The 22,477-nt window shown below is 74.8% G+C and carries 21 protein-coding genes; 14 read left to right on the forward strand and 7 right to left on the reverse strand.

Annotated elements, in window-relative coordinates; all coding sequences use genetic code 11:
* Positions 1–79 precede the first annotated feature (79 nt).
* The 3 genes from ACTT8P_RS21165 to ACTT8P_RS21175 form a co-directional block, all read right to left on the reverse strand.
* Positions 80–1,078, reverse strand: coding sequence for an endonuclease/exonuclease/phosphatase family protein (locus ACTT8P_RS21165; protein WP_442833279.1), 999 nt, complete (start codon positions 1,076–1,078; stop codon positions 80–82).
* Between the two features lie 53 nt (positions 1,079–1,131).
* On the reverse strand, positions 1,132–2,157 hold the full coding sequence (locus tag ACTT8P_RS21170; RefSeq protein WP_442833254.1) for a hypothetical protein: 1,026 nt from the start codon (positions 2,155–2,157) through the stop codon (positions 1,132–1,134).
* A 112-nt stretch (positions 2,158–2,269) separates the two neighbouring features.
* Entirely contained in the window at positions 2,270–2,770 is a 501-nt protein-coding gene (locus tag ACTT8P_RS21175; protein WP_442833255.1) for a hypothetical protein, read from the reverse strand.
* Here ACTT8P_RS21175 and ACTT8P_RS21180 point away from each other — a divergent pair.
* The 6 genes from ACTT8P_RS21180 to ACTT8P_RS21205 all read left to right on the forward strand — a co-directional run bounded on the left by ACTT8P_RS21180 (position 2,769) and on the right by ACTT8P_RS21205 (position 10,265).
* On the forward strand, positions 2,769–2,897 hold the full coding sequence (locus tag ACTT8P_RS21180) for a hypothetical protein (RefSeq protein ID WP_442833256.1): 129 nt from the start codon (positions 2,769–2,771) through the stop codon (positions 2,895–2,897). The two genes, ACTT8P_RS21175 and ACTT8P_RS21180, sit on opposite strands and share 2 nt — an antisense overlap.
* Positions 2,898–2,986: 89 nt before the next feature.
* Entirely contained in the window at positions 2,987–4,111 is a 1,125-nt protein-coding gene (locus ACTT8P_RS21185) for a PP2C family protein-serine/threonine phosphatase (protein ID WP_442833280.1), read from the forward strand.
* A 326-nt stretch (positions 4,112–4,437) separates the two neighbouring features.
* On the forward strand, positions 4,438–5,508 hold the full coding sequence (locus ACTT8P_RS21190; protein ID WP_442833257.1) for a hypothetical protein: 1,071 nt from the start codon (positions 4,438–4,440) through the stop codon (positions 5,506–5,508).
* 140 nt (positions 5,509–5,648) lie between these two features.
* Entirely contained in the window at positions 5,649–5,993 is a 345-nt protein-coding gene (locus tag ACTT8P_RS21195; RefSeq protein ID WP_442833258.1) for a hypothetical protein, read from the forward strand.
* 4 nt (positions 5,994–5,997) lie between these two features.
* The gene (locus ACTT8P_RS21200) at positions 5,998–8,871 is read left to right on the forward strand and encodes a substrate-binding domain-containing protein (RefSeq protein WP_442833259.1); all 2,874 of its coding nucleotides are present in this window, start codon (positions 5,998–6,000) and stop codon (positions 8,869–8,871) included.
* The gene (locus tag ACTT8P_RS21205; RefSeq protein WP_442833260.1) at positions 8,871–10,265 is read left to right on the forward strand and encodes an extracellular solute-binding protein; all 1,395 of its coding nucleotides are present in this window, start codon (positions 8,871–8,873) and stop codon (positions 10,263–10,265) included. Before ACTT8P_RS21200 ends, ACTT8P_RS21205 begins: the two co-directional genes overlap by 1 nt.
* A 22-nt stretch (positions 10,266–10,287) precedes the next feature.
* Here ACTT8P_RS21205 and ACTT8P_RS21210 read toward each other — a convergent pair whose 3' ends face one another.
* Complete coding sequence (locus tag ACTT8P_RS21210; protein WP_442833261.1) at positions 10,288–10,458, reverse strand: hypothetical protein; 171 nt, start codon at positions 10,456–10,458, stop codon at positions 10,288–10,290.
* Between the two features lie 176 nt (positions 10,459–10,634).
* Between ACTT8P_RS21210 and ACTT8P_RS21215 the strand changes: the two genes are divergently transcribed.
* From ACTT8P_RS21215 to ACTT8P_RS21245, 7 genes are all read left to right on the forward strand, one after another.
* Positions 10,635–11,984: a tetratricopeptide repeat protein gene (locus tag ACTT8P_RS21215; RefSeq protein WP_442833262.1), complete on the forward strand. Its 1,350-nt coding sequence runs from the start codon at positions 10,635–10,637 to the stop codon at positions 11,982–11,984.
* Positions 11,985–12,028: 44 nt separating this feature from the next.
* Complete coding sequence (locus ACTT8P_RS21220) at positions 12,029–13,114, forward strand: permease (protein ID WP_442833263.1); 1,086 nt, start codon at positions 12,029–12,031, stop codon at positions 13,112–13,114.
* On the forward strand, positions 13,111–13,881 hold the full coding sequence (locus ACTT8P_RS21225) for a TIGR03943 family putative permease subunit (protein ID WP_442833281.1): 771 nt from the start codon (positions 13,111–13,113) through the stop codon (positions 13,879–13,881). Before ACTT8P_RS21220 ends, ACTT8P_RS21225 begins: the two co-directional genes overlap by 4 nt.
* A gap of 126 nt (positions 13,882–14,007) precedes the next feature.
* A complete protein-coding gene (locus tag ACTT8P_RS21230; RefSeq protein WP_442833264.1) occupies positions 14,008–14,775 on the forward strand; it encodes a GAF and ANTAR domain-containing protein in 768 nt (255 codons plus the stop codon).
* 228 nt (positions 14,776–15,003) lie between these two features.
* Positions 15,004–15,975, forward strand: a complete 972-nt coding sequence (locus ACTT8P_RS21235; RefSeq protein ID WP_442833265.1) for a nucleoside hydrolase — start codon at positions 15,004–15,006, stop codon at positions 15,973–15,975.
* A gap of 210 nt (positions 15,976–16,185) precedes the next feature.
* Complete coding sequence (locus tag ACTT8P_RS21240; RefSeq protein ID WP_442833282.1) at positions 16,186–17,565, forward strand: AAA family ATPase; 1,380 nt, start codon at positions 16,186–16,188, stop codon at positions 17,563–17,565.
* Positions 17,566–17,658: 93 nt separating this feature from the next.
* The gene (locus ACTT8P_RS21245) at positions 17,659–19,329 is read left to right on the forward strand and encodes a glycoside hydrolase family 13 protein (RefSeq protein WP_442833266.1); all 1,671 of its coding nucleotides are present in this window, start codon (positions 17,659–17,661) and stop codon (positions 19,327–19,329) included.
* A gap of 52 nt (positions 19,330–19,381) precedes the next feature.
* Here ACTT8P_RS21245 and ACTT8P_RS21250 read toward each other — a convergent pair whose 3' ends face one another.
* Positions 19,382–19,756, reverse strand: a complete 375-nt coding sequence (locus ACTT8P_RS21250) for a DUF6479 family protein (protein ID WP_442833267.1) — start codon at positions 19,754–19,756, stop codon at positions 19,382–19,384.
* Between the two features lie 113 nt (positions 19,757–19,869).
* Between ACTT8P_RS21250 and ACTT8P_RS21255 the strand changes: the two genes are divergently transcribed.
* Positions 19,870–21,495 carry a right-handed parallel beta-helix repeat-containing protein gene (locus tag ACTT8P_RS21255; RefSeq protein WP_442833268.1) on the forward strand — a complete coding sequence of 542 codons (1,626 nt, stop codon included), beginning with the start codon at positions 19,870–19,872 and terminating at the stop codon, positions 21,493–21,495.
* 73 nt (positions 21,496–21,568) lie between these two features.
* Here the strand turns inward: ACTT8P_RS21255 and ACTT8P_RS21260 are convergent, their stop codons facing one another.
* Together ACTT8P_RS21260 and ACTT8P_RS21265 are read right to left on the reverse strand one after the other, a co-directional pair.
* Positions 21,569–21,787: a twin-arginine translocase TatA/TatE family subunit gene (locus tag ACTT8P_RS21260; protein WP_442833269.1), complete on the reverse strand. Its 219-nt coding sequence runs from the start codon at positions 21,785–21,787 to the stop codon at positions 21,569–21,571.
* 33 nt (positions 21,788–21,820) lie between these two features.
* The gene (locus tag ACTT8P_RS21265) at positions 21,821–22,306 is read right to left on the reverse strand and encodes a tellurite resistance TerB family protein (protein ID WP_442833270.1); all 486 of its coding nucleotides are present in this window, start codon (positions 22,304–22,306) and stop codon (positions 21,821–21,823) included.
* Positions 22,307–22,477: the final 171 nt, after the last annotated feature.

A 22,477-nucleotide genomic window follows, 5' to 3' on the forward strand; every position in this document is an offset into this window, starting at 1 on the left:
CAAGCGCGTGGCCAAGCGTGTAGTCAAGCGCGTAGCCAAACGCGTAGCCAAGCGCGCAGGGTCCTCGCTCTGCGCCGGGTCAGCCGGCCCGGTGCAGGGTGAGGTCGGCGAGCAGGGCCCGGTGGTCGGTGCCGGACAGGTCGAGGAAGCGGGCCTCGCGCGAGGTGAAGTCCTCCGAGACCAGCACGTGGTCGATCTGCACGCCGAAGGTGGGCGTGGTCCGCGACGGCCAGCTCGGGGTGCGGCCGGAGCCGGCCAGCCGGGCCGCGTCGCGCAGTCCGGTGTCGAGCAGCGGGCGGAACGCGGCGTGGTCCTGGGAGGCGTTGAAGTCGCCGGCCAGGACGGTGGGGGTCTTGTCGTCCTGGGCGACGGCGTCGTGCAGCGCGGCCAGTTCCTTGCGCCACAGGCCCACCTGGCCGGGCACCGGGGGCATGGGGTGGGCGAGCTGGAGCCGTACGTCGACGCCCTTGACCTCGGCGACGGCGCCGGGCATGCCCATCGTGCCCTTGACGCCCTTCGCGGCGCGCAGCGGGAAGCGGCTGAGGATGACGGAGCCCTCCGAGCCGCCGCCCTCGACGGCCTGCCGGTTCGGGTAGGTCTTGGCCAGGTCCCGGCGGAGGATCTTCTCGCAGCTCTGCTCGCACTCCTGGACGAAGACCAGGTCCGGTTCCTCCCGGCGGACGGCGTCGACCAGGGCGTCGGTGCCCTGTCCGAACTCGACGTTCGCGGTCAGGACGCGCAGTTCGGCGTAGGCCGGGCCGACGGGGTCGCCGGTGCGGCCGTAGGGCTGGAGGAACCAGGCCAGCAGGCCGAGCAGGACCACGCCCCACAGCGCGCCGAACCACCAGTGGGTGTAGACGGAGATCAGCAGGGCCACGCCGAGGGGTATGAGCAGCCAGGGCAGGAAGGCCAGGAGCTGCGGTACCGGGGTGATGGCGTCGGTGTCGGCGGTCCGGCAGCCGAGCACCACGCTGAGGCCGGCGAACAGCAGGAACGCGCTGGTCAGGGCTATGCGTCGGCCGGTGCGTCTGCGGCGTACGTGCCGGGGGACCGCCCATGCGGCGGCCCTGGTGTCCAAGTTCACGTCCCGGCCTTCCGCTCGGTCCTTCCTCGAATCCTTCAAATCCCTCATCAAAGACGGGGAGAAGGGTCGGAAAGTTCCCCCTGCGTTCCGGGAGGGGAAACGGTGGGTGAGCGGTCGTGGTTCCGGTGGTGGTTTGGGGCGCGGTTTCGGTCGTGGTTCCGGTGGTGGTTTCGGCGGTTGAGGAAGTGGCCGGTCAGCCAGGAGGCCAGGGCGACGGTCAGGCCGAGGGCGACCAGTAGCCAGGCGGCGGTGCGCAGGGTGGCGGTGAGCGCGTCGTAGACCGCTCCGGCGGCCGGGCCGTGCACCGCGCCCGGCAGTTCGGCCAGGGTGAGGCGGCGGCCGACGGCGACGGCCAGGCCGAGCAGCGCGCCGCCCAGGGCGGTGCCGAGGCCGGCGGCGGTGACGGCGTGGCGGCGGCGGGCGGCGACCGCGATGCCGGTGACGGCGCAGGCGACGGCGGCCAGCGGGAGCCAGAAGGCGGCGACGTCCAGCGCGTGGTAGCCCTTGCGCAGCCGGTCGGTCTCGGCGGCACCGAGCACGGTGACGGCGGTGTGCCGTACGGGGATGCGGTGCGCGAACGGTACGTGGTCGTGGGCGAGCTGGTGCTTGACGCGGGCGGTGACGGGGGCCAGGTCGACGGTGACGGGGCGGCCGGCGCCGGCCGGGCGGGGCTCGCGCAGGGCGCGGACGAGGGCGGCGTGAACGGTGTGGTTGGCGGTGTCCCAGCCGGCCCGGAACGCCTTCGTGCGGGTGAAGGAGCGGGCGGCGTCGTGCACGAAGACGCGGGTGGTGCGGGGGGTGGGGCCGGGGTTCAGCTGGGTGAACACGCTGTCCCGGACGGTGGCCGCGACGGCGTCCCGGACGCGGGGGTCGGTGGCGAGGGGGGCCATGGCGTCGACGTACCGGCCGGTGTCGGAGAGGGCGTGGGCGGCCCAGGCGGCGAGGGCTCCGCAGGGGGTGAGGAGGCAGGCGAGGGTGAGGAGGGTGGCGGAGAGGGTGTGGCGGAGGCGGATACGGGGGTGGGGGTGGATACGGGGGTGGGGGTGGATACGGGGGCGGGGGTGTGGGGGCACGGGTCCAGGCAAGTCCGTCGGGGGGTGGGTGGCGAGTGACGTGACTGCATGTGGGGGGTGGGGTTGCGCTGGATGGGTGGGGTGGGGCGGCGGTGGCCGGTGGTGCTGGGGGTCAGGGCAGGCGGCGGCCCGGGCCGTCCTCGTGGGTGTAGTAGCGGTAGAACAGGGTCAGGAAGACGCCTGCCGCCACCGCTACCGAGATGCCCGCGGACTGGAGCACGCTGCGGCCGGACTGGTTGATCAGGAAGCCCACCGCGCAGCCGGTGAACACCGCCCACAGCAGCGCGTGCTGCTCGCGCCGCAGCCGTGCGGCGACCGCGCGGACGACGGCGTACAGCACCACGAAGACCAGCACGGTCAGCCAGCCGAACAGCAGGTTCCAGCCGGTGATCTCGGTGCCGTGGCGCCGGTTGGCCGCGGCCCACCAGCCGTAAATCAGCCCCAGCAGGACCGGCAGCGCCCACTTCGCCACCAGGTGGGTCCGGGGACCGAAGACGTCGGGAGCCGATGTCGATGTCGATGTCGATGCCGATGCCGATGCCGATGCCGGTGCCTGGGCCGTGCGGCCCGGCCTGGTCGTCGTACCGCCGGTCGCGGTTTCCGCGTGCGCCATGCGGGCGCTCCTCTCTCTGCTGGCCCCCGACTGCCTGCTGGCCCCCGACTACCAGGTCACACCCGGTGCCGCGGCCGGGCAACTCAGGATGCGGGTGCTGTCGGCGCGTGTTTCGCTGGGCGGGTGAGGGGTCGCGTCCTGCTGAGGCTGCACGGCGGCCGGCCGGGGCGGCTGGGCCGGCCGTCCGGCGACCCGGGCGCCGTGCGCCGGCACCAGATGCTGCGGGTCGGCGGCCGCAGTGTCGGCTGGGTGCCGCCGCTGCTGCTGCTGATCGCCGTCGCGGTGGCGGACGCCAACACCGGTGGACAGTTCCGGATGATCTCGTGGATCGTGCTGGTTCCCGGGATCGCCGCCGCCCTCTGCGGAGTGTGGGGCACCGCCGTCTACGCGGTGCTCGCGGTCGTCACGTACTACACCGTCGACAGCGCCTGGCCGCACCAGTACCAGAGCGGGCTGCCCGACTTCATCCTGGTCGCGGTGGGCGGGCTGCTCGCCACCCTGGCCTGCGCGGTGCGGATGCGCGGGGAGCGGCGGATGCTGCACATCCGGGACGTCGCCGACACCACCCGCCGGGTGGTGCTGCGCCCGCTGCCACCGGGCTGGGGCGGCCTCGACCACGCCGCCGTCTACCTCGCCGCCGACACCGAGGCCCGGGTCGGCGGCGACTTCTACGACATCCAGCCCGGCCCGCACGGCACCCGCGTCCTGATCGGCGACGTCCAGGGCAAGGGGCTGGGCGCGGTGGAGACGGCGGCGGCGCTGCTCGGCGCGTTCCGCGAGGCCGGCTACCACGAACCGGACCTGGCGACGGTCGCCGCCCGACTGGAGGCGCGGATGATGCGGCACCGGTGCCACACCGCGGCGCTGGGCCGGGCCGACGGCGACCGGTTCGCCACCGCCGTCCTGGTCGGCTTCCCGCCGGACGCCCCCGGTGCCGTCGACACCGTCGTCTTCGGCCACGAACCGCCGCTCGCGGTCGGCCCGCACGGCGTACGGGAACTGCCCGTCAGCGGCGGGCTGCCGATCGGGCTGGCCGAACTCGGCTCGGCACCGCCGCCGGTGTGCCGGCTGCCGCTCGCCGCCGACGAGACACTGCTGCTGGTCACCGACGGGGTGACGGAGGCCCGGGACCGCGAGGGCTGCTTCTACGGGCACGCCGAGGAGGTCGCCCGGGTCGTCGCCATCGACGCCCGGGTCGCCGCGCCGCGCCGGCTGGTGCGGCTGGTGCGGGACGGCACGCTGCGGCACTGCGGGGGGCGGCTGGGCGACGACACGACGGTGTTCGCCGTCCGGCGCCGCGGCGACGGGGCCCAGCCGGAACAGCCGAAGCGGTGGCCCTGACACCGGCCCCGACACCGGTCCCGAGACCGGTCCCGAGACCGGTCCCGACGCCGGTCCCGACGCCGGTCCCGACGCCGGCCCCGACACCGGTCCCGAGACCGGTCCCGAGACCGGTCCCGACGCCGGCCCCGACGCCGGTCCCGACGCCGGTCCCGGGACCGGCCCCGACGCCGGTCCCGACACCGGCCCCGACGCCGGTCCCGACGCCGGTCCCGAGACCGGTCCTTACAACGTCCCCTCTCCCGTCCATACTTTTCGCCGGGTGCCCCCCTTCGCAGCCGCAGCGGTTACGGTGCTGGCGTACGTGATCGACAGGGGGAGGGGACATGCCCGGAACCGTGCTGCTGCTGGCGGCGTCGCCCGTGGGCAAGGGACGCCTGGTGGACGCCGCCTCGGTGCTCCCGGTCCTCGCGGCCGTGCCGCCCCCGGTGCTGTCCGGGTCGGACACCGCCAACGTCATCGAACTGGCCGACCCGCTCGACCCGCAGGCCGTGCTGACCCGGCTGCGGGCCGCCGCGGCGGCGCCCGGCCCGCTGACCGTCTACGTCACCGGACAGCTCCAGACCGACCGCCGCCAGCACCTCCCGCACCTGGCCCTGGCCCGCACCACCCCGGCCACCGTCCGCTACACCGCCCTGCCCTGGCACTGGATCAAGGAGGAGCTGCGGCTGCGCCCGACCGGCGCGACGACGCTCGTCCTCGACCTGCACGCCGACCAGGAGACCTGGGAGTGGCTCCAGCGGCACCCGCTGGACTGCGGGCGCAACAACGCCGTCTACGGCCGTGTCGCGCCGCCGCCGGCCCGGCGCGGGGTGGCGGTCCCGGCGTACATGCGCGGGGTCGCGACGATCCTGCGCAGCGGGCACCGGCCGCCGCTGGAGCAGCTGCACCAGCAGGCGCTGGCCCGCACCGCCGCCGAGCACGGCGGCGGCCGGCTCGCCGACCTGGTGCTGACCGTGCCGGGCCCGGCGGCCGGTGATCCGCACGCCGCCGTCACCGCGGCGGTGCAGGCCGGGCGGCACGCCGACGCGGACGCGCTCGCCGCGTCCCACGAGCGGACCGCCGCCTTCACGCACGGGCCCGCCTCCGAGGACGCGCTGCACTGGACGGAGGTCCGGGCCGACCTGGCGATGTTCGCCGGGGACCCGGTGCGCAGTTGCCGGGGCTGGCTGGAGGTGGCGCGGATGCGGCTCAACTCCGGGCAGGCGGCGGACGCGCCCGCCGTCGAGGCGGCCGTGGACCGGGCCCACCACCAGTGGGGACGGATCCGCGACCCGGGGCGGGCCCGGGAACTGGGCCAGGTGCTCGCCGAGCTGCGGGGCCGGGTGCCCGGCCGGCGCGCGGGCGCCCTGGACCACGTACGCAAGCAGCTGGACCAGTTGCAGACCCAGGGCTGATCCCCGCACCGGTCCGGCCCGCACCGGTCCGCCCCGCACCGGTCCGCCCCGGTCCGGCCCGCCCCGGTCCGGATCTGCCGACCCCTCCCCTCCGCGCAACCCCGCTGTCATGATGGTGAGTTATGGCTGAGGGGGACGAAGTGGCCACACAGGACATCCGGGTACGGCTGGACGGCACCGCGACCGAGAGCGACATCGGTGCGCTGCGCAGATGGCTGGAGCGGGAGAAGCCGCTGGACGAGTTGGTCCGGGCCGGGCGGCTGCAGATCCACGAGCGCAGCCGCACCGACGAGTCCGGCGCCCCGATGGGCGTCGGGATGGAGATCGTCGTGGCGGTCACCTCGGGGGCCGCCTCGGTGCTGTTCCGGGAGCTGCTGGACCAGGTCAAGTCGGCCGTGGAGGCGTGGCGGACCAACCGGCGCGCGGTGGAGGACGGTGAACCGCCCGAGGGGCGCGTCGATCCGGTGAACGCCGACGACAGGTAGGCCGGTGGCCGGTTTCGACCCGCGCGGGCAGGTGAACCGGGCGCTGCTGGTCGGGGTGTCCGAGTACGACTACACCCAGCCGCCGCACGGGGTGCCCGGCGATCTGCCCGCGGTCAAGCACAACCTCAACCGGCTGCGGGAGGCGCTGCTGCGCGGCCGGGTCTTCGGGGACCGGGAGGTGACCCTGTCCCGGTCGCCGACCCTGGACGACTTCAACCGGTCGCTGCGGATCGCCGCCGAGGAGGCCGAGGGCGTCCTGCTGCTGTACTTCGCCGGGCACGGGGCGATCCCCAGCGCGGGCGACGAGCTGTTCCTCCAGATGCGCAACGCCAGTGTGGTGGCGGGCGGGCACGCGGTGTTCCCGGGCGGGGAGATGTTCACCACCGTGCTGACGGTGCTGGCCGCCAGTCCGGCGCGGCGGATCGTGATCGTCCTTGACTGCTGTTTCGCCGGGAACGCGGCCTGGCTGTGGGAGACGTTCCGGGACAAGCGGCGGGTGCTGCTGCTGATGAGCGTGCAGGCCAACCACCGGACCGACGCGGGCGATCCGGGCACGCCGACGCCGTTCACCGCCGAACTGCTGCGGCTGCTGGAGGAGAAGGGCGGCGCGGAGCTGTGGTTCGGGTCCTTCGCGCCGGCGCTGCGGGAGCGCATGGCGGCGGGCGGCTTCCGTACGGTGCGGGGCGAGCGCTGGGAGCCGCAGAGCCGGGCCGAGCCGGGGGAGGACATACTGCTGCGGGCGTCACCGGGCGGGCGGTTCAGCGACGGGGACGGCGGGGGCGGCGGGGGCGGCGGGGAGAACGGGGACGGCGGGGGCGACGGGGAGAACGGGGAGAACGGGGACGGCGGGGAGAACGGGGGTGACGGGGGCTCAGGCGGAGGAGGTTGCCCGCACTCGCCGCCGCACTCGCCGCCGCACTCGGCCCCGCACTCGCCGTCGCACCCGTCCCCGCGCTCGGCCCCGCACCCGGCCCCGCACTCGTCCCCGCGCACTCCCCGCCGCCGGTCTTTCGTCACCCGGCTGCCGGCCGCCGCAGCAGCCGCCGCAGCAGCCACCGTCGTAGCCACCATCTCAGCCGCCGTATCAGCCACCGCGGCAGCCACCGTCGCGGCGGCCGGCGCCCTGGCCGGGGCGGTGGCCGCCGCGGTGGCCGGGCTGTACCGGCGGACGCCGGCCGGGCTGCTGATCGGGCTGTCGCTGCTCGCCCTCGCCGCCGCCGGCCTGGGCACCTACCGGGCCCTCGCCCCGACCGGCGCGGGCGCCGCCTGTGTGCCGCCCCCGGAGCTGCGGGTGCTGGCCGATCCCGATCTGGAGCCGACCGTGCGGGCCGCCGCCGACGCGTACCTCACCTCGGCGGAGAACACCACGGACGACGGCTGCCGGCGCGCCGGTCTCACCGTCTACAGCGCGGGCACCGCCGACGCGGTCACCGCGCTGCGCAGCCAGACCGCTGCCTGGCACGAACCCGGCGACGACCCCAACCCGCAGCGCGACGTCGGCCCGCAGCCGGACGTGTGGATACCCGGCTCCCCCGCCGACGTCGCCCGGGTCGCCGCCGGTCAGGACACCGACGCGGTGGCCGCGCTGACGGCGGACCAGCAGCCGTTCGCCTACTCCCCCGTGGTGCTCGCCGTCCCCCAGGAACTCGCCGCCGAGTCGCAGGACGCCCGGGTCTCCGTCGCGCTCAACCGGATGATCGACGCGCTGCGCGAGCGCCGCGCGGACGCCGAAGTACGCCGCCCCGACCCGGAGTTCGCCGACACCGGGCTGCTCGCCACCATCGGCCTGTACGGCACCCACTCCGGCACCGGCCCCCGGGACGCGGCCGGTGCCGAACGCCGGGTCGCCCAAACGGGCCCGCCCGCCCCGACCGCCGCCGAGCTGATGTGCGCGCTGCCCGACGACGACGCCGTGGACGACCGCACCGCCGCCCTGGTCCCCGAGTTCCTGATGAGGAGCGGCGTCGCCTGCGACAGCGCGCGGCGGACCCCGCGGATGGCCCAGTACCCGGGCGACGTACCCGGTCTGGAGCCGGTCTTCGTCCGGGTCCGCTGGCAGGGCGCCGACCGGGACCGGGCGGAGCGGGACGCCGCCGCCGACGGTTTCCGGCGTTGGCTCACCGGGTCGGGCGGGCGGGCGGTGTTCGGGGCGGCCGGGTTCCGGTCGGCGGACGGGGAGCGGGCGCTGCTGGACGAGGCCGGCCGGGCCCCCGGGGTGCTGGCGGCGCCCGCCCCGCTGATCGAACCGGCCGGACGGGACGCGATGGAGGCGGCGCTGACGGGCTACCGGGACGTCAACGGGCCCGGACGGGTGCTGTTCCTGCTCGACAGCTCCCGTTCGATGAGCGACGTGTGGGACGGGCCGAGCGGCGGCCCGGGGCTGATCGCGGGTTCGCTGGACGGCCTCGGGGCGCGCGACGAGTACGGGGTGTGGGCGGTGTACGGCTCGGGCGACGACCCGTACGACACGCTGCTGCCGACCGGGCGGCACAGCCGGCGGGACGCCGAACGGACGCTGGCCCGGTCCGCGCTGACCCGGGCCGCCGACGCCGACCCGTACCGGGCGCTGCTCGCCGCCCTGGACGACATGGCGCGGCGGGCCGCCGAGCGGGCCCGGCCCGGCCTGATCGTGTACGTCACCGACGACGAGGACGTGGGCCGGCTCGCCGGCGCCCGGCTGGACGCCGTGCTGGACGCGGCTCGGGCGGCCGAGGTGCCGGTGACGATGGTGTCGCTGGCGGGCGGCGGCTGCGACCCGGGCCGGCCGGACGCCCGGATCGCCGAGGCGAGCGGCGGCCGCTGCCTGGACGCCGCCGACGACCCGGGCGTCGCGCTGCACGACGAGGTGGCCCGCACCGGCACGGGGGAGGAGGAGTGATGCGCCGCGCTCTGGGGATGCTGCTGGCCGCCGCGCTGTGCGCGACCGCCGCCTGTACGGGCGGCGGCGGTGGCGACGGCGACGGCACCGGGCCCGCGCCCTCCGGCGATGTGCCCGGCTCCATCGTGGTGGCCAGCGGGCGGGACGTCACCGGGCAGAACGGGGTCCGCCGGCGGCTGATCGACGCCTGGAACGAGCGGCAGGAGAAGGCGGGGCAGGAGTACCGGGCCCGCCTGGTCGAACTCCCCGGCAGCGCGGACGAGCAGCGCGGCCAGCTGCTCGGCGCCCTCCAGTCCGGCAGCGCCGACTACGACGTGGTCAACCTGGACGTGACCTGGGTGCCGGAGTTCGCCGCCGCCGGCCTGGTCCGCCCGCTGCCGAACACCCTGGTCGGCGCCGACGTCATCGACTCGGTGGCCGGCACCGCCCGCTGGGCCGGCCAGGTCTACGCGGTGCCGTTCAACAGCGACGTCGGCCTCCTCTACTACCGGCGCGACCATCTCGTGCAGGCGGATCTGGAGCGGACCGAGCTGGACGGGGTGACCGACTGGCGGCGGCTGGAGGACCTCGTCGACGTCCTGGACGAGGGGGACATCCCGGGCTACGAGAAGGGCTGGACGACCCAGCTCGCCGCCTACGAGGGGCGGACCGTCAACGCGGTGGAGGCGTTCGCGTCCACCGCCCCGGACCTCGCGCTCACCGACGACGCGGGCCACTACACGGGGACCGTGGACCAACTGACCCGGGGCATCGCCGAGTTGCGCCGCCGCACCGACACCCCGTACACCCTCGCGGACGCCACGCAGTCCGACGAGGCGGCCTCGCTCGCCGACTTCACGGACGGCCGGACCACCTTCCTGCGGCACTGGCCGTGGGTGTACCGCACCCTGCACCAGAGCTTCACCGCCGGGCAGTTGGGGGTGACGGCGCTGCCGGGGCGGGCGGTGCTCGGCGGCCAGAACCTGGCGGTGACGGCCACCTCGCGACGGGCCGAGAAGGCGACCGAGCTGATCGAGTTCCTCACCGGGAAGGAGAGCGAACGCTGTTTGCTCGACGCGGGGTTCGCGGCGACCCGGGTCTCGGCGTACGAGGACGACAGGGTGCGGTGTCCGGTGGCCGCGGCGGGGACGCCGTCGGCCGCGCCGAGCGGGGAGCGGCCGGACCGGATGCCCCGGGACGCCGCCGACCGGCCCGCCTACGCCCGCCCGGTGCTGCTGCCCGCGCTGCGGCGGGCGGTGCACCGGCCGCGGACCCCGCTGTACGGGGCGTTCACCCAGACCCTCACCGCCCAGCTCGGGCCGCTCTTCGGCGCCGATCCGCCGGACGACGCGGAACTGGCCGAGCGGCTGGACGCGGCGCTGCGGCGGGCGCTGCCGGACCCGGACGACCGTTAGGGCCTGTCGTCCGGATCAGGTCCTAGCCGTTCGGTCCGCTGAGATGGTGTACGGCCGGGCGGGCCGGGGCCGGCGGTTCCCCGGCCGACGGCGCCGGGCCCGCGTTCGCGGCCAGCAGCAGACAGGCGGTGGCGGCGACGGCGGCGGCGACGGCCCGGACATAGCGCTCGGCGGTGCGTGGGCGTTCGAGCACGGCGACCTCGCAACAACGGGCGGGACGGGCGGGACGGGGGGTACGGGGGGTACGGGGGGTACAGGGGGTACAGGGGGTACGGGAGTCACTTACAGCGATCTGTTAAACACGCTTAACTCTCGGTTTAACCTAGGGCCGGTGATGCCGAACGGCAAGAGGCACAGGGGGAGTTCGCAGTGGGAGACCGGGACGATCCGGCGGTCATCGGCCGCCGGGTGCAGCGGCTGCGGGTCGACCGCGGCCTGACCCAGAGACAGCTGGCCGAACCGGCCTACACCCCCGCCTACGTCTCCACCCTGGAGGCCGGCCGGGTCCGCCCCTCCGACGAGGCGCTCCGGCACATCGCCGGCCGGCTCGGCGTCGCCTTCGAGGAACTGCTGACCGGCCGCCCGCCGCACCTCGCCACCGACCTGCGGCTGCGGCTGACCGGCGCCCAGCGCACCCTGGCCACCGGCGCCACCGAGGCGGCGGCCGAGAGCTACGCCGAACTGCTCACCGAGGCGGTCACGCAGGCGCTGCCCGAGGTGGAGGCCGCCGCCCTGCTCGGGCTCGGCGAGTGCGCGGTCGAGCAGGGCGAGCTGACCCGCGGCCGGGAGTACTTCGAGCGGGCCGAACGCTGCCTGGCCGACGCCGGCGCCCCGCTGCCCGCCCGGGTCCCCGCGGTGCGTGGCCGGGCGCTGGCCCACTACCTCGCCGGTGAGCTGCGCTACGCCGTCTACCTCCTGGAATCCACCCTCGACGAACTCAACCGCTCCGGCCTGCACGACCCCGACGCGCTGCTCCTGCTCTACGCCAGCGCCATCGGCCCGTACATGGACATGGGCGCGCACGCCCGCGCCGCCCAGGCCGCCGAGCTGGCCCTCGCGCTGGCCCCGCAGGCCGGCGACCCGGCGCTGGTGGCCCGGATGCACCGGTCGGTGGCCCGCACCCTGGTCGCCGAGGGCCGGCTCGCCGAGGCCGACGCCTCCCTGGCGAAGGCCGCCGAGCTGTACCGCACCCTCCAGCTCCGCACCGAGCTGGCCAACTGCCACTGGATGCGCGGCTACGTCTACGCGCAGGACGGCCGGCTCGCGGAGGCCGAGGCCGAGCTGCGGCAGGCGCTGGACATGCTGTCGGCCAAGCGGGCCGCCCTCTACACCAGCCAGGCCGCCGTCGAACTGGCCGACGTACTGCGCCGGCGCGGCAAGTCCGAGGAGGCCGCGGCGCTGCTGCGGGCGGTCACCGACGACCTCACCTCCGAGCGCGGCGCGGTGCACGCGGCCGGCGCGCACCGGCTGCTCGGCATCATCGCCGAGGACGCCCGGGACACCGAGGCCGCCGAGGAGCACTACGTCCGCGCGCTCAGCCTGCTGGAGCGGGCCGGCGCCGCCGGGGACCTGGCCGACCTGTGCCGGCTCCTGGGCGACCTGCTGCGCCGCACCGGCCGGGTGGAGGCGGCGCTGGACGCGTACCGCACCGGCCTCGGCCGCCGCACCGCCCCCGGCACGACCACCCTGGGCCCGGCGCCCGCACAGCCTCCTCTGTGAGAAGTGCGGGGCGGCGCACAGGCCACCCGGTTAGGTTGCGTCGAATGGAGGACCGGTACCCGGAGCGGCGCACGGCGGGCGACGCCGTGCACCCGGAGCGGCGCACGGCGGGCGACGCCGTGCACCCGGAGCGGCGCACGGCGGGCGACGCCGTGCGCCTCGTGCTGCGCGCGCTGCTGTACGCCGTCGTCGGCGGGGCGGCGCTGCTCGCGGTCGCCACCGTGGTCTCGGTGCTCGGCCCGGTCGTCGCCCTGGATCTGTACACCCCGGCGGTGGCGGCCTGGTGGACGGTGTTCACCGCGGTCGTGGTCCAGGGCGTGCCGTTCCTGCTGCTCGGCACGGTGGTGTCGGCGGCGATCGGCGCGTTCGTGCCGGACCGGGTCTTCAGCCGGCTGCTGCCCCGCAACCCGGCGCTCGCGGTGCCGGTGGCGGGCGCGGCGGGGGTGGTGCTGCCGGGCTGCGAGTGCGCGTCGGTGCCGGTGGCCGGGTCGCTGATGCGGCGCGGCGTCGCCCCCGCCGCCGCCCTCGCCTTCCTCCTGTCCGCGCCCGCGATCAACCCGGTCGTGCTGGTGGCGACCTCGATCGCGTTCCCCGGGCAGCCGTCGATGGTGCTGGCCCGGCTGCTCGCCTCGCTGGCGGCGGCGGTGCTGATGGGCTGGCTGTGGGCGCGCTTCGGCAAGGACGAGTGGCTGCGGCTGCCGAAGCGGCCGGCCGGGCCCGGAACGTCGTACGGCATCGGCGGTTTCCTGTCCGGTCTGCGGCACGACTTCCTGCACGCGGGCGGTTTCCTGGTGCTGGGTGCCGGGGCGGCGGCCACCTTCAACATCGCGGTGCCCCGGGCCGTCCTCGACGTCTTCACCGGCTCGGCCTGGCTGTCCGTCCTGCTGCTCGCCGTGCTCGCGGTGGTGCTGTGCGTGTGCAGTGAGGCGGACGCGTTCGTGGCGGCGTCGCTGACCGGGTTCTCGCCGACCGCCCGGCTGGCGTTCATGGTGGTCGGCCCGATGGTGGACCTGAAGCTGATCGCGCTTCAGACCGGCACGTTCGGGCGGGCGTTCGCGGTGCGGTTCGCGTCGGTGACGTGGGTGGTGGCGCTGCTGTGCAGCGTGCTGGTGGGGTGGTGGCTGCTGTGAGGCGCTACGGACCGGCCGTCCTGCTGCTGCTGACCGGCGCGGCGGTACTACGAATCTCGCTCTTCTCCCAGCTGTACCTGCGGTATGTGCAGGCGGGGCTGCGGCCGTACCTGATCGTGTCGGGGGCGGTGCTGGTCCTGCTGGCGGCGGCGTCGGCCTTCGCCGGGCGTCCGGGGGCGGCTGAGCACGAGGATCACAGCGATCACAGCGGCGACCATGGTGACCACGGCGACCATGGTGACCACGGACACAGCCACGGCGCGGCCGGCCCCCGCGTAGCCTGGCTCCTCACTCTCCCCGCCCTGGCGCTGCTCCTGTTCCCGCCGCCCGCCCTCGGTACGTACAGCGCCGAACGCGAGGCCGCCCAGCGTGCCGCCCAGGGCGTCGGGACCTTCCCCGCGCTGCCGTCCGGGGACCCGGTGACCCTGACCCTCGCGGAGTTCTCCTCCCGCGCGATCTACGACAGCGAACGCTCCCTGAAGGGCCGTACCGTCCGGCTGACCGGCTTCGTCACCCGCGCCGACGACGGCACCTGGTACGTCACCCGGCTGCTGGTCACCTGCTGTGCCGCCGACGCCACGACCAGCAAGGTCGAGGTCCGCGGCGGCGCGGCGGCGGACGTCCCGGACACCGGCGCCTGGGTCACCGTCACGGGCAGCTGGCAGCCCGAGGGGAAGCTCGGCACGGACGCGGCGTGGCCGCCGGTCGTGGCCGCCGAGCGGGTGCGGCGGGTGGCGCAGCCGGCCAATCCGTACGAGCGGCCCTGACCGCCGGCGGCCGGCGACCGGCACGGGGCCTGCCCAGCCGCTTGCCCATGACGGTTTCGCCTGGTCGGACACGGGTAGTCGGGGGTGCCGAGGTGGCCTTCCGCGTGTGTGAAGGAGGCGGTGGGCGTGTCGCCCAGCGACGATTCCCGGGGGCCCGCCGACGGGCCGGAGCGGCACCCGGGGTCCGACGCGGGCCGGGTCGCCGACCTGATCGCGGAGAGCGTCGGCGACGCCCCGCCGGACGAGGTGCCGGCCCGGCTGTGCGAGGTCGTGGTCCGGCTGCTGCCGCTGTCCGGCGCCAGCGCGTCGCTGCGCAGCGACGGCGTGCCGATGCGGCTGTGCGCCAGCGGCGAGCGGGCCGGCCGGCTGGCGGAGATCCAGGCCACCCTGGGCGACGGGCCCTGCGTCGACGCGGCCCAGACCGGCGCCCCGGTGCTGGCCCGCGATCTGACCACCGGCCCGGACGCGGACCGCTGGCCCGTCTTCGCCCAGCAGGCGGCGGCGGCCGGGGTGCGCGCGGTGTACGCGCTGCCGCTGGGCAGCGACGCGGTGTGCGTCGGCACCCTCGACCTCTACCGGGATTCGCCGGGTGGGCTCAGCGGCGAGGAACTGCGTACGGCGCGGCTGGTGGCCGGCGTCATGACGATGGCCCTGGCGGCGCTGCCGCACCGGCCGGACGACGACCGGCCGGACGCCCGGTCCTGGCTGAACGGCCTGGCCACCGGCCACGACCAGATCCATCAGGCGATCGGCATGATCATGGCCCAGCTCGGCGTCGGCTCCGACGAGGCCCTGGCCCGCCTGCGCGGCGACGCCTTCGCCCGGAGCCGTACGGTCCAGGAGGCGGCCCAGGACGTGATCACCCACCGGCAGCGCCTGAGCCCGGACGACTGAGTCCGCCCTGCCCCTGACCGACGCCGGGACCAGCGGCGGGAACGGGCTCGAAGGGCCGCCCACTCCGGCCGGGCCGGGCAGGTGGTGGGGACGGTCGCACCCTCCGACGCCACCACCCCGCCCGACTTCCCACCAGCGTGCGGGGACCGTCCGGGTGAGGCGGACCCCCGCGTAGGGTCGGGCCCCGGAAGACAGCCCGAGAGCCCGCCCGCCGAAGGAGCCCGCACCGTGTCCACCGACCAGCAGGAGCAGCAGCCCGTACCGGTGATCATCGACTGCGACACCGGCGTCGACGACGCCCTGGCCCTGCTGCTGGCGGTCCGCCACCCGGGGCTGGACCTGCGCGCGGTGTCCTGCGTGGCCGGGAACACGGACGTCGACGGCGTGGTACGCAACACCCTGACCGTCCTGGAACAGGCCGGTGCCCCCGGCGTCCCCGTCGCGCGCGGCGCCGAGCGCCCGCTGATCGAGGCGGTGCGCACCGCCCGGCACGTGCACGGCCACGACGGCATGGGCGACCTGGGCCTGCCGGCCCCCACCCGCACCCCCGTCGACACGGACGCCGTCACCCTGCTGCGCCGGGAGATCCTCGCCTCCCCCCGCCCGGTCACCCTGATCCCCACCGCGCCCGCCACCAACATCGCCCTGCTGCTGCGCACCCACCCCGAGGTCACCCGCAACATCGAGCGGATCGTCTTCATGGGCGGCGCGGTGGCCACCGGCAACGCGACGCCGGTCGCGGAGTTCAATGTCTGGCACGACCCGGAGGCGGCGGCGATCCTGCTCACCGCCGGGGTGCCGATCACCATGTACGGCCTGGACGTCTTCCAGCGGGTCGTGGTCCCCGGCCCGGACGTCCGCCGGCTGCGCGCGAGCCCCGACCCCGGCACCCGCCTGGCCGGCGACCTGCTCGCCCACCGCGGCCCGGTCACCGACGAGACGGACCCCGGCGGCGGCCTCGGCGACGCGGGCGCGGTCTGCGCGGTGCTCGACCCGGCGGGCCTGACCACCCGCCGCCTCCCGGTCGAGGTGGTCCTGTCCCCCGGCCCGGCCCGCGGCCAGACCCTGGTCGACCGCCGCCCCCGCCCCGGCGAGTCCGAACTCCACGAGGGCACCCGCGAACTGCCCCTGATCGACGTGGCGCTGGAGGTGGACGTGGCGCGGTACGTGGCGCTGTATCTGAGGGCGGTCGAGGGCTGAGCCTCGCCGGCGGATCGCGTCGATCTCGTGAGGACTACACTCCTTAGAAGTGTAGTCCTCACAACTCCGGAGGTGCGGGTGCCGCGCGAGACTGGTCCCAGCAAACCGTCACGTGTCTTCGACCGAAGCACCGAATGGGACGGGCTGTCCGCTTTCGTGGGACGGACTGTGCCGCACGCCATGCTCGGGGTGGTGAGCGGCCGGCGGCGGATGGGGAAGACGTATCTCCTGCGGGCGCTCGTCGAGCAGTACGACGGCTTCTACTTCGGAGCCACCGCCGGGACGGAGGCGGAGTCCCTGCGTCAGTTCGGTGCCGCCCTGGCCCGGCATGTCGGCTTCGGGGCGCCCTTCTCCTTCGCTACCTGGGACGAGGCTGTCTCCTGCCTCTTCGACCTGGCCGTTCCCGGCCGGCGCGGCACTCCGTTCCTCGTGGTCATCGACGAGTTCCCGTATCTGACGAAGGCCTCCCCGGAGCTGTCGTCCCTCATCCAGCGGGAGACGGACCGCTATCAGGTCGAGGAGAGCCGCATGCGCATGCTTCTGTGCGGGTCGGCGATGTCCGTCATGGGCGGTCTCCTGTCCAGTACGGCTCCGCTGCGCGGCCGGGCCCAGCTGGAACTCGTCGTGCGTCCGTTCGGCTACCGGTCGGCTGCCGACTTCTGGGGTGTGACGGGCAGTCCGGTGCTCGCGGCCAAGCTGCACGCCGTGGTGGGCGGCACCCCCGCCTACCGTCGGCAGTTTCTGGGCGACGACGTTCCGGCGAGCCCCGGCGACTTCGACGACTGGGTCTGCCGGACGGTTCTCTCCCCGCTCAGTCCGCTTTTCCGGGAGGCGAGGTACCTCCTCGCGGAGGAGACCGACATCCGTGATCCCGCCCTGTACCACTCGGTTCTCGCGGCGGTGGCACAGGGCAACCGCACCCGAGGGGGGATCGCCGGTTACATCGGCCGCAAGTCGGTCGACATCTCGCATCCGCTCCATGTGCTGGAAGACAGTCATCTCCTCGTACGGGAAGCGGACGTCTTCCGGTCCGGCAAGTCGCAGTACCGCATCACCGAGCCGCTGATCACCTTCTATGAGGCGGTCATGCGGCCCGCCTGGGCCCAGTTGGAGAGTGGCCAGGCGGCCGAAGTGTGGGCGCAGGCGTGCGAGCGGTTCGCGGCTCAGGTGGCGGGCCCGCATTTCGAGGCCATGTGCCGGGAGTACGTACTGGGCCCGGGGCGGGCGCTGCTCAGTTCCTCCTTCGCACAGATCGGCGGCGGTGTCGTGACGGATGCGTCGGCCCGTCGGCAGATCGAGATCGATGTCGCGGCCGTCGGTCCGGGACCGGGTGGCGCCAGGCCGTCCGTGTCGCTCCTCGGAGAAGCCAAGTGGGGAACGGTCCTGGGCGTGAGCCACCTGGAGCGCCTCAGCCGAGCCCGGGAGATTCTGGCCGACCGTGGCTTCGACACGAGCCGGTGTGCGCTGGCCTGCTTCAGTGCGGCGGGCTTCAGCGAGGCGCTGCGGGCCGAAGCCGAGCGCGGCGGTGTCCTGCTGGTGGGCCTGCGCGATCTGTACGGTCATACGAAGCCGAGGGTGGTCGCCCCCTAGCCGGTTCCCTCCAGTGGGCACCCACGGGTTCACTTTCCCGGCGATCTGGACAGACCTACTCGTGTCGCCCGTACGCACCGCGAAGGGAACCGAGTGACCGTACGTACCGCCTCCGGCACCCCCGATCTGTCGTCCCAGGACCCGAACTGGTGGCGGCAGGCCGTCATCTACCAGATCTATCCGCGCAGCTTCGCCGACGCCGACGGGGACGGGCTGGGGGACCTGAGAGGGGTCACCCAGCGGCTCGGTCATCTGGCCGGGCTCGGCGTGGACGCGCTGTGGCTCAGTCCGTTCTACCCGTCCGAGCTGGCCGACGGCGGCTACGACGTCGACGACTACCGGGACGTCGACCCGCGGCTGGGCACGCTGGACGATTTCGACGCGCTGACCGCCGAGGCGCACCGGCTCGGCCTGAAGGTGATCGTCGACCTGGTGCCGAACCACACCTCGCACCGGCACGCCTGGTTCCGCCAGGCGCTGGCGGCGGGGCCGGGGTCGGCCGCCCGGGACCGGTACGTGTTCCGGGACGGGCGCGGCCCGCACGGCGAGCTGCCGCCCACCGACTGGCAGTCCGTGTTCGGCGGCAGCGCCTGGCAGCGGGTGCCCGACGGGCAGTGGTACCTGCATCTGTTCGCCCCCCAGCAGCCGGATTTGAACTGGGAGAACGAGCAGGTCAGGGCCGATTTCCGGACCACGCTGAAGTTCTGGTCGGACCGGGGCGCGGACGGCTTCCGGGTCGATGTCGCGCACGCCCTCACCAAGGATCTGACCGAGCCGCTGCGCGACCTCGGCGCGCCCGAGCTGAGCAGCGAGGCCGCCCTCGGGGAGTTCGAGCCCGGCACCCACCCCTTCTACGACCGGGACGACGTGCACGAGATCTACCGCGACTGGCGGAAGATCCTCGACGCCTACCGGCCGCCCCGGATGGCGGTCGCCGAGGCGTGGGTGCCGGGGGCCCGGCGGGCGCTGTACGCGCGGGCGGACGAACTGGGGCAGGCGTTCAACTTCGAGTACCTCAAGTGCGGCTGGGACGCGCAGGAGCTACGGGGGGTCATCGAGAGCTCGCTGGCCGACGCCCGCGCCGCCGGGGCCTCCGCCACCTGGGTGCTGGCCAACCACGACGTGGTCCGCCCGGTCTCCCGGCTGATGCTGCCGCCCGGCACCGACCCCGACGCCTGGCTGCTGTCCGGCGGCACCGCCCCGGCGCTCGACGAGGCGGCCGGCCTGCGCCGGGCCCGCGCCGCCAACCTGCTGATGCTGGCGCTGCCCGGCTCGGCCTACCTCTACCAGGGCGAGGAACTGGGGCTGCCGGAGGTCGCCGACCTGCCCACCGAGGTGCTCCAGGACCCGATCTGGGAGCAGACCGGGCACGTCCGCAAGGGCCGCGACGGATGCCGGGTGCCGCTGCCGTGGACGGCGGACGGACCGTCGTACGGCTTCGGCGCGGGTGGCGCCTGGCTGCCGCAGCCGCCGTCCTTCGCGGCGTACGCCGTCCAGGCCCAGGACGGCGTCGAGGGCTCGACCCTGGAGCTGTACCGCACGGCCCTGCGACTGCGCCGCAAGCTCCTCGACGGCGAGCGCCTGACCTGGTCGGACGACGTGCCGCCGGGCGTCCTGCGGTTCGACCGGTCGGCGAGCTGGCGGTGCGTGGCCAACCTGTCCGGCGCCCCGGTCGACCTGCCCGCCGGCGAGGTACTGCTGAGCAGCGCACCACTGACGGACGGACGGCTCGGGCCGGACACAACGGTCTGGCTGGCGTTGTAGGAAGGACTGCGGAGCCACGCGGGGAGGGGGATCGCGCGGGCGCGGCGGTCCGTCACAGCCCCCGCGGCAGGCCGCCGCCTCCGAAGGAGCCGGTGGAGCCGGGCAGCCAGCGGCGCCTGGTCTGGTCCTTGCCGCGTCGGGTGCTCGCGGGGTGGAGCTGGTGGGGCAGCAGCCGGGCCCCGCCGGCGCCGGCCACGGGTACGTCGTCCGGCTCCCGCATCTCCCGTTCCTCGCGGACCGGGCCGGTCGGCGGCAGCTTCGGCTGTTCGTCGGGGCGCGGATGGCTGGTGTCCCGGTCCAGGACCCGCAGGCCGACGCGTACGGCCCAGATCAGCGCGCCGGCGATCACCAGCCCGCCGAGGAAGGCCGCGGTCATGTTGAGCGTGTGCTGCGCTGCGGCCAGCAGTTCATACGTTGCCGTACTCATGGTGTGATTATCGCCCCGGGTGGGGGTGAAAAGCGATAAAAAGTCGGGATTGTGGAGAGGGGATTGGGAGCGGGGCGCCGCTGGTACCCGGGCGGTGGCGGAAGGAGTGGCCCATGAGTGTCCTGACCGTGCCGCTGACGGCCGACGCCCGCGAACACGGCCTGGCCGGCGACGGCTCGGCCGACGACGGACCCGCGTTGCAGAAGCTGGTGGACAGGCTGGGTGACGCCGTCGCCGCCGACGGGCGGCCGCGCACCGTGTACGTGCCCGCCGGGCGGTACGTCGTCCAGGACCGGGCGGTGGTGTGGCGCAGCGGCGTCTCGCTGGTCGGGGCGGGGCGCGGGGCCACCTGCTTCGTGCTGCGCAACCCCGGGGCGCCGACGACGCCCGTGCCGCTGGCCTGGTTCACCGCCGCCCAGCACGGCGCCGGGCCCGGCAACCACCTCGCCGACCTCACCTTCGCGCACTTCGAGATCGACGGCTCCGAGGTCAGGACGGCGGAGTACGAGGTGCTGGCCAAGGGGCTCGGGATGCAGTACGTGCGCCGGGCGCGGTTCAGCGACCTGTACATCCACGACACCGCCGCCACCGGGTTCGGCTGCGACTTCCTCCAGGACACCGTCGTCGAGGGCCTGCTCGTCGAGCGGTGCGGGCGGCAGGACCCGGGCGAGGGGATGGGCGGCGCCGGGATCGGCATCGGCATCGGCGGCTGGGGACCCGTGGAGCGGCTCGCGGTGACCGACTGCACCGCCACCGGCAACGGCACCAACGGCATCTTCTTCGAACTCCAGCAGGACGACTGGACCCCGCCGCGCGGCATCCGCGTCACCGCCTGCCACACCGAGGACAACCGCTACGGCATCTCCGACTGGGGCGCCGACGGGCTGCTGGTCACCGGCTGCGTCATGGTCGGCAACCATGTCGCCGGGTTCGACGTGTCCGCGCAGGGCACCACGAGCGTCGGCGGGCGGGGCGGCATCGTCACCGGGTGTGTCGTCGACGGCAATGTGCAGGACGGGATCGCGCTCGGCAACACCCCGGGGCCGTACGCCTTCCGCGGCAACCGGATCAGCGGCAACGGACGCTACGGCTACTGGCAGCACAACCTGGCCGGCGGCGACCAGGAACCGGCCACCGACATCGTGCTGGAGTCCAACGAGATCCGCGGCAACGCCCTGGACGGCATCCGTATCGACGCCCCGCTGCGCGAACCGGCCTTCCTCGGCAACCGGGTCCGCGACAACGGCCGGCGCTGCGCTCCCGCGGCGGCGGGGGACGGCGCGGGGGTGCGGCACGGGCCGCTGTCCCTCACCGACACCGGCGCCGACTGGCCGCCGGACGGGCACCTGGGCAAGCGGGTCACGGTGGGCGGCGACCGGAGTGCCGTCGTCACGCACAACACCGCGACCGTGCTGACCCTGGCCTCGTTCCGGCCCGGCGCCGGCACTGCCTGGCCGGACGGCGTCCCCGCCGCCGGCACCGGCTACGCACTGCCCGCCGCGCCCGCGCCCCGGGCCGGCCTCACCGCCGCCGCGCCCGTCGCGCACCCCTGCGTATGCGGCAACCGGGTGCGCGACGACGGGCACCCGCGCACCCAGACGCACGCCCTGTGGATCACCGAGGACGCCATCTGGGCGGGCGGCCGGGTCGCGGGCAACGACTTCGGCGGCAACGGCTCCTCGGCCACCCGCCTCGACGCACCCCCGGCGGGCGGCCACTGGCGGGACAACGACGGGTGACGTGACGGTCCGTCCCGGACAGGCCCCGGGGTCCCCGGGGCCTGTCCCCAGGGCCTCGCAGCCGGCGCGCGCGTCAGCTCCTGCCGGCTGCCGGCGGCTCCTTGCGGACCGTCTCGCCCTGGATGATCCGGGGTTCGGCCGGCGGCACCTCGTTCTCCTTCAGCGCCCGCGCCTCGGCCTTCAGGATGCGCGCGGACTTGCCCGCCGAGCGGGTCAGTTCCGGCAGCTTCTTCACGCCCACCACGACGGCGATGACGATGAGGACGATCGCCAGCTCGCTCAGTCCGAACACCGCGCCCCTGCCCCTCTGATCCGGTCGGATCGGTCAGAGATCGAACTCGTGCGGCGGCAGGTCGAGGGCGTAGCACGCCTCGCGCACCACGGCCTGCTCGTCCTTGTCGAAGTCCCCGTCGGCGCCGCCGATGACGATGCCGATCTGGACCACCGCACGGGCCTCCGCAGGCTTCTTCTTCGCCTTGGCGATCTCCTGCAGAACGCTGACCTTGCCGAACGCGAAGTCGGCCGTCAACTTGTCCAGGTTCTGCTCGAAGCGCCGGCGCAGGTCGTCGGCGGGGAAGTTCTGGAGCACGTCGTTGGTGGCGATGAGCTGGGCCACGCGCTGCCGCTCGGCCGCGTCGACCGTGCCTCCCCCGCTGCCGAAAGCGCGGGAGGTGCCCCCAGCGGCGGCGACCAGGGCGCACATGGCCATGCTCGCGTCGCGGAAGGCGCCGCTCTTGAGGTCGTTCTTCTTCGCCACGAGCTGGGTCTGCATCTGTGACGCGGACTCCTTGAAGCGGTCCCACAGGGCCATGAGCACTCCGTTCCTCTACAGTTATGTAGAAGCTACCAGGGATCGCCGGGGAACATTCCCCGATCGCCCGCCGTTCTCTACAGTCGAGTAGAGCCGTTGGCCCGGCTTTGCCCTTCCTTTACCATGGGACCCGACCCTCTGATCTGTAGAAGGAGCCCCGTTCCGTAATGG

Origin of the sequence: Streptomyces sp. JW3 (assembly GCF_052216785.1) — a bacterium.
Taxonomy (GTDB): Bacteria; Actinomycetota; Actinomycetes; order Streptomycetales; family Streptomycetaceae; genus Streptomyces.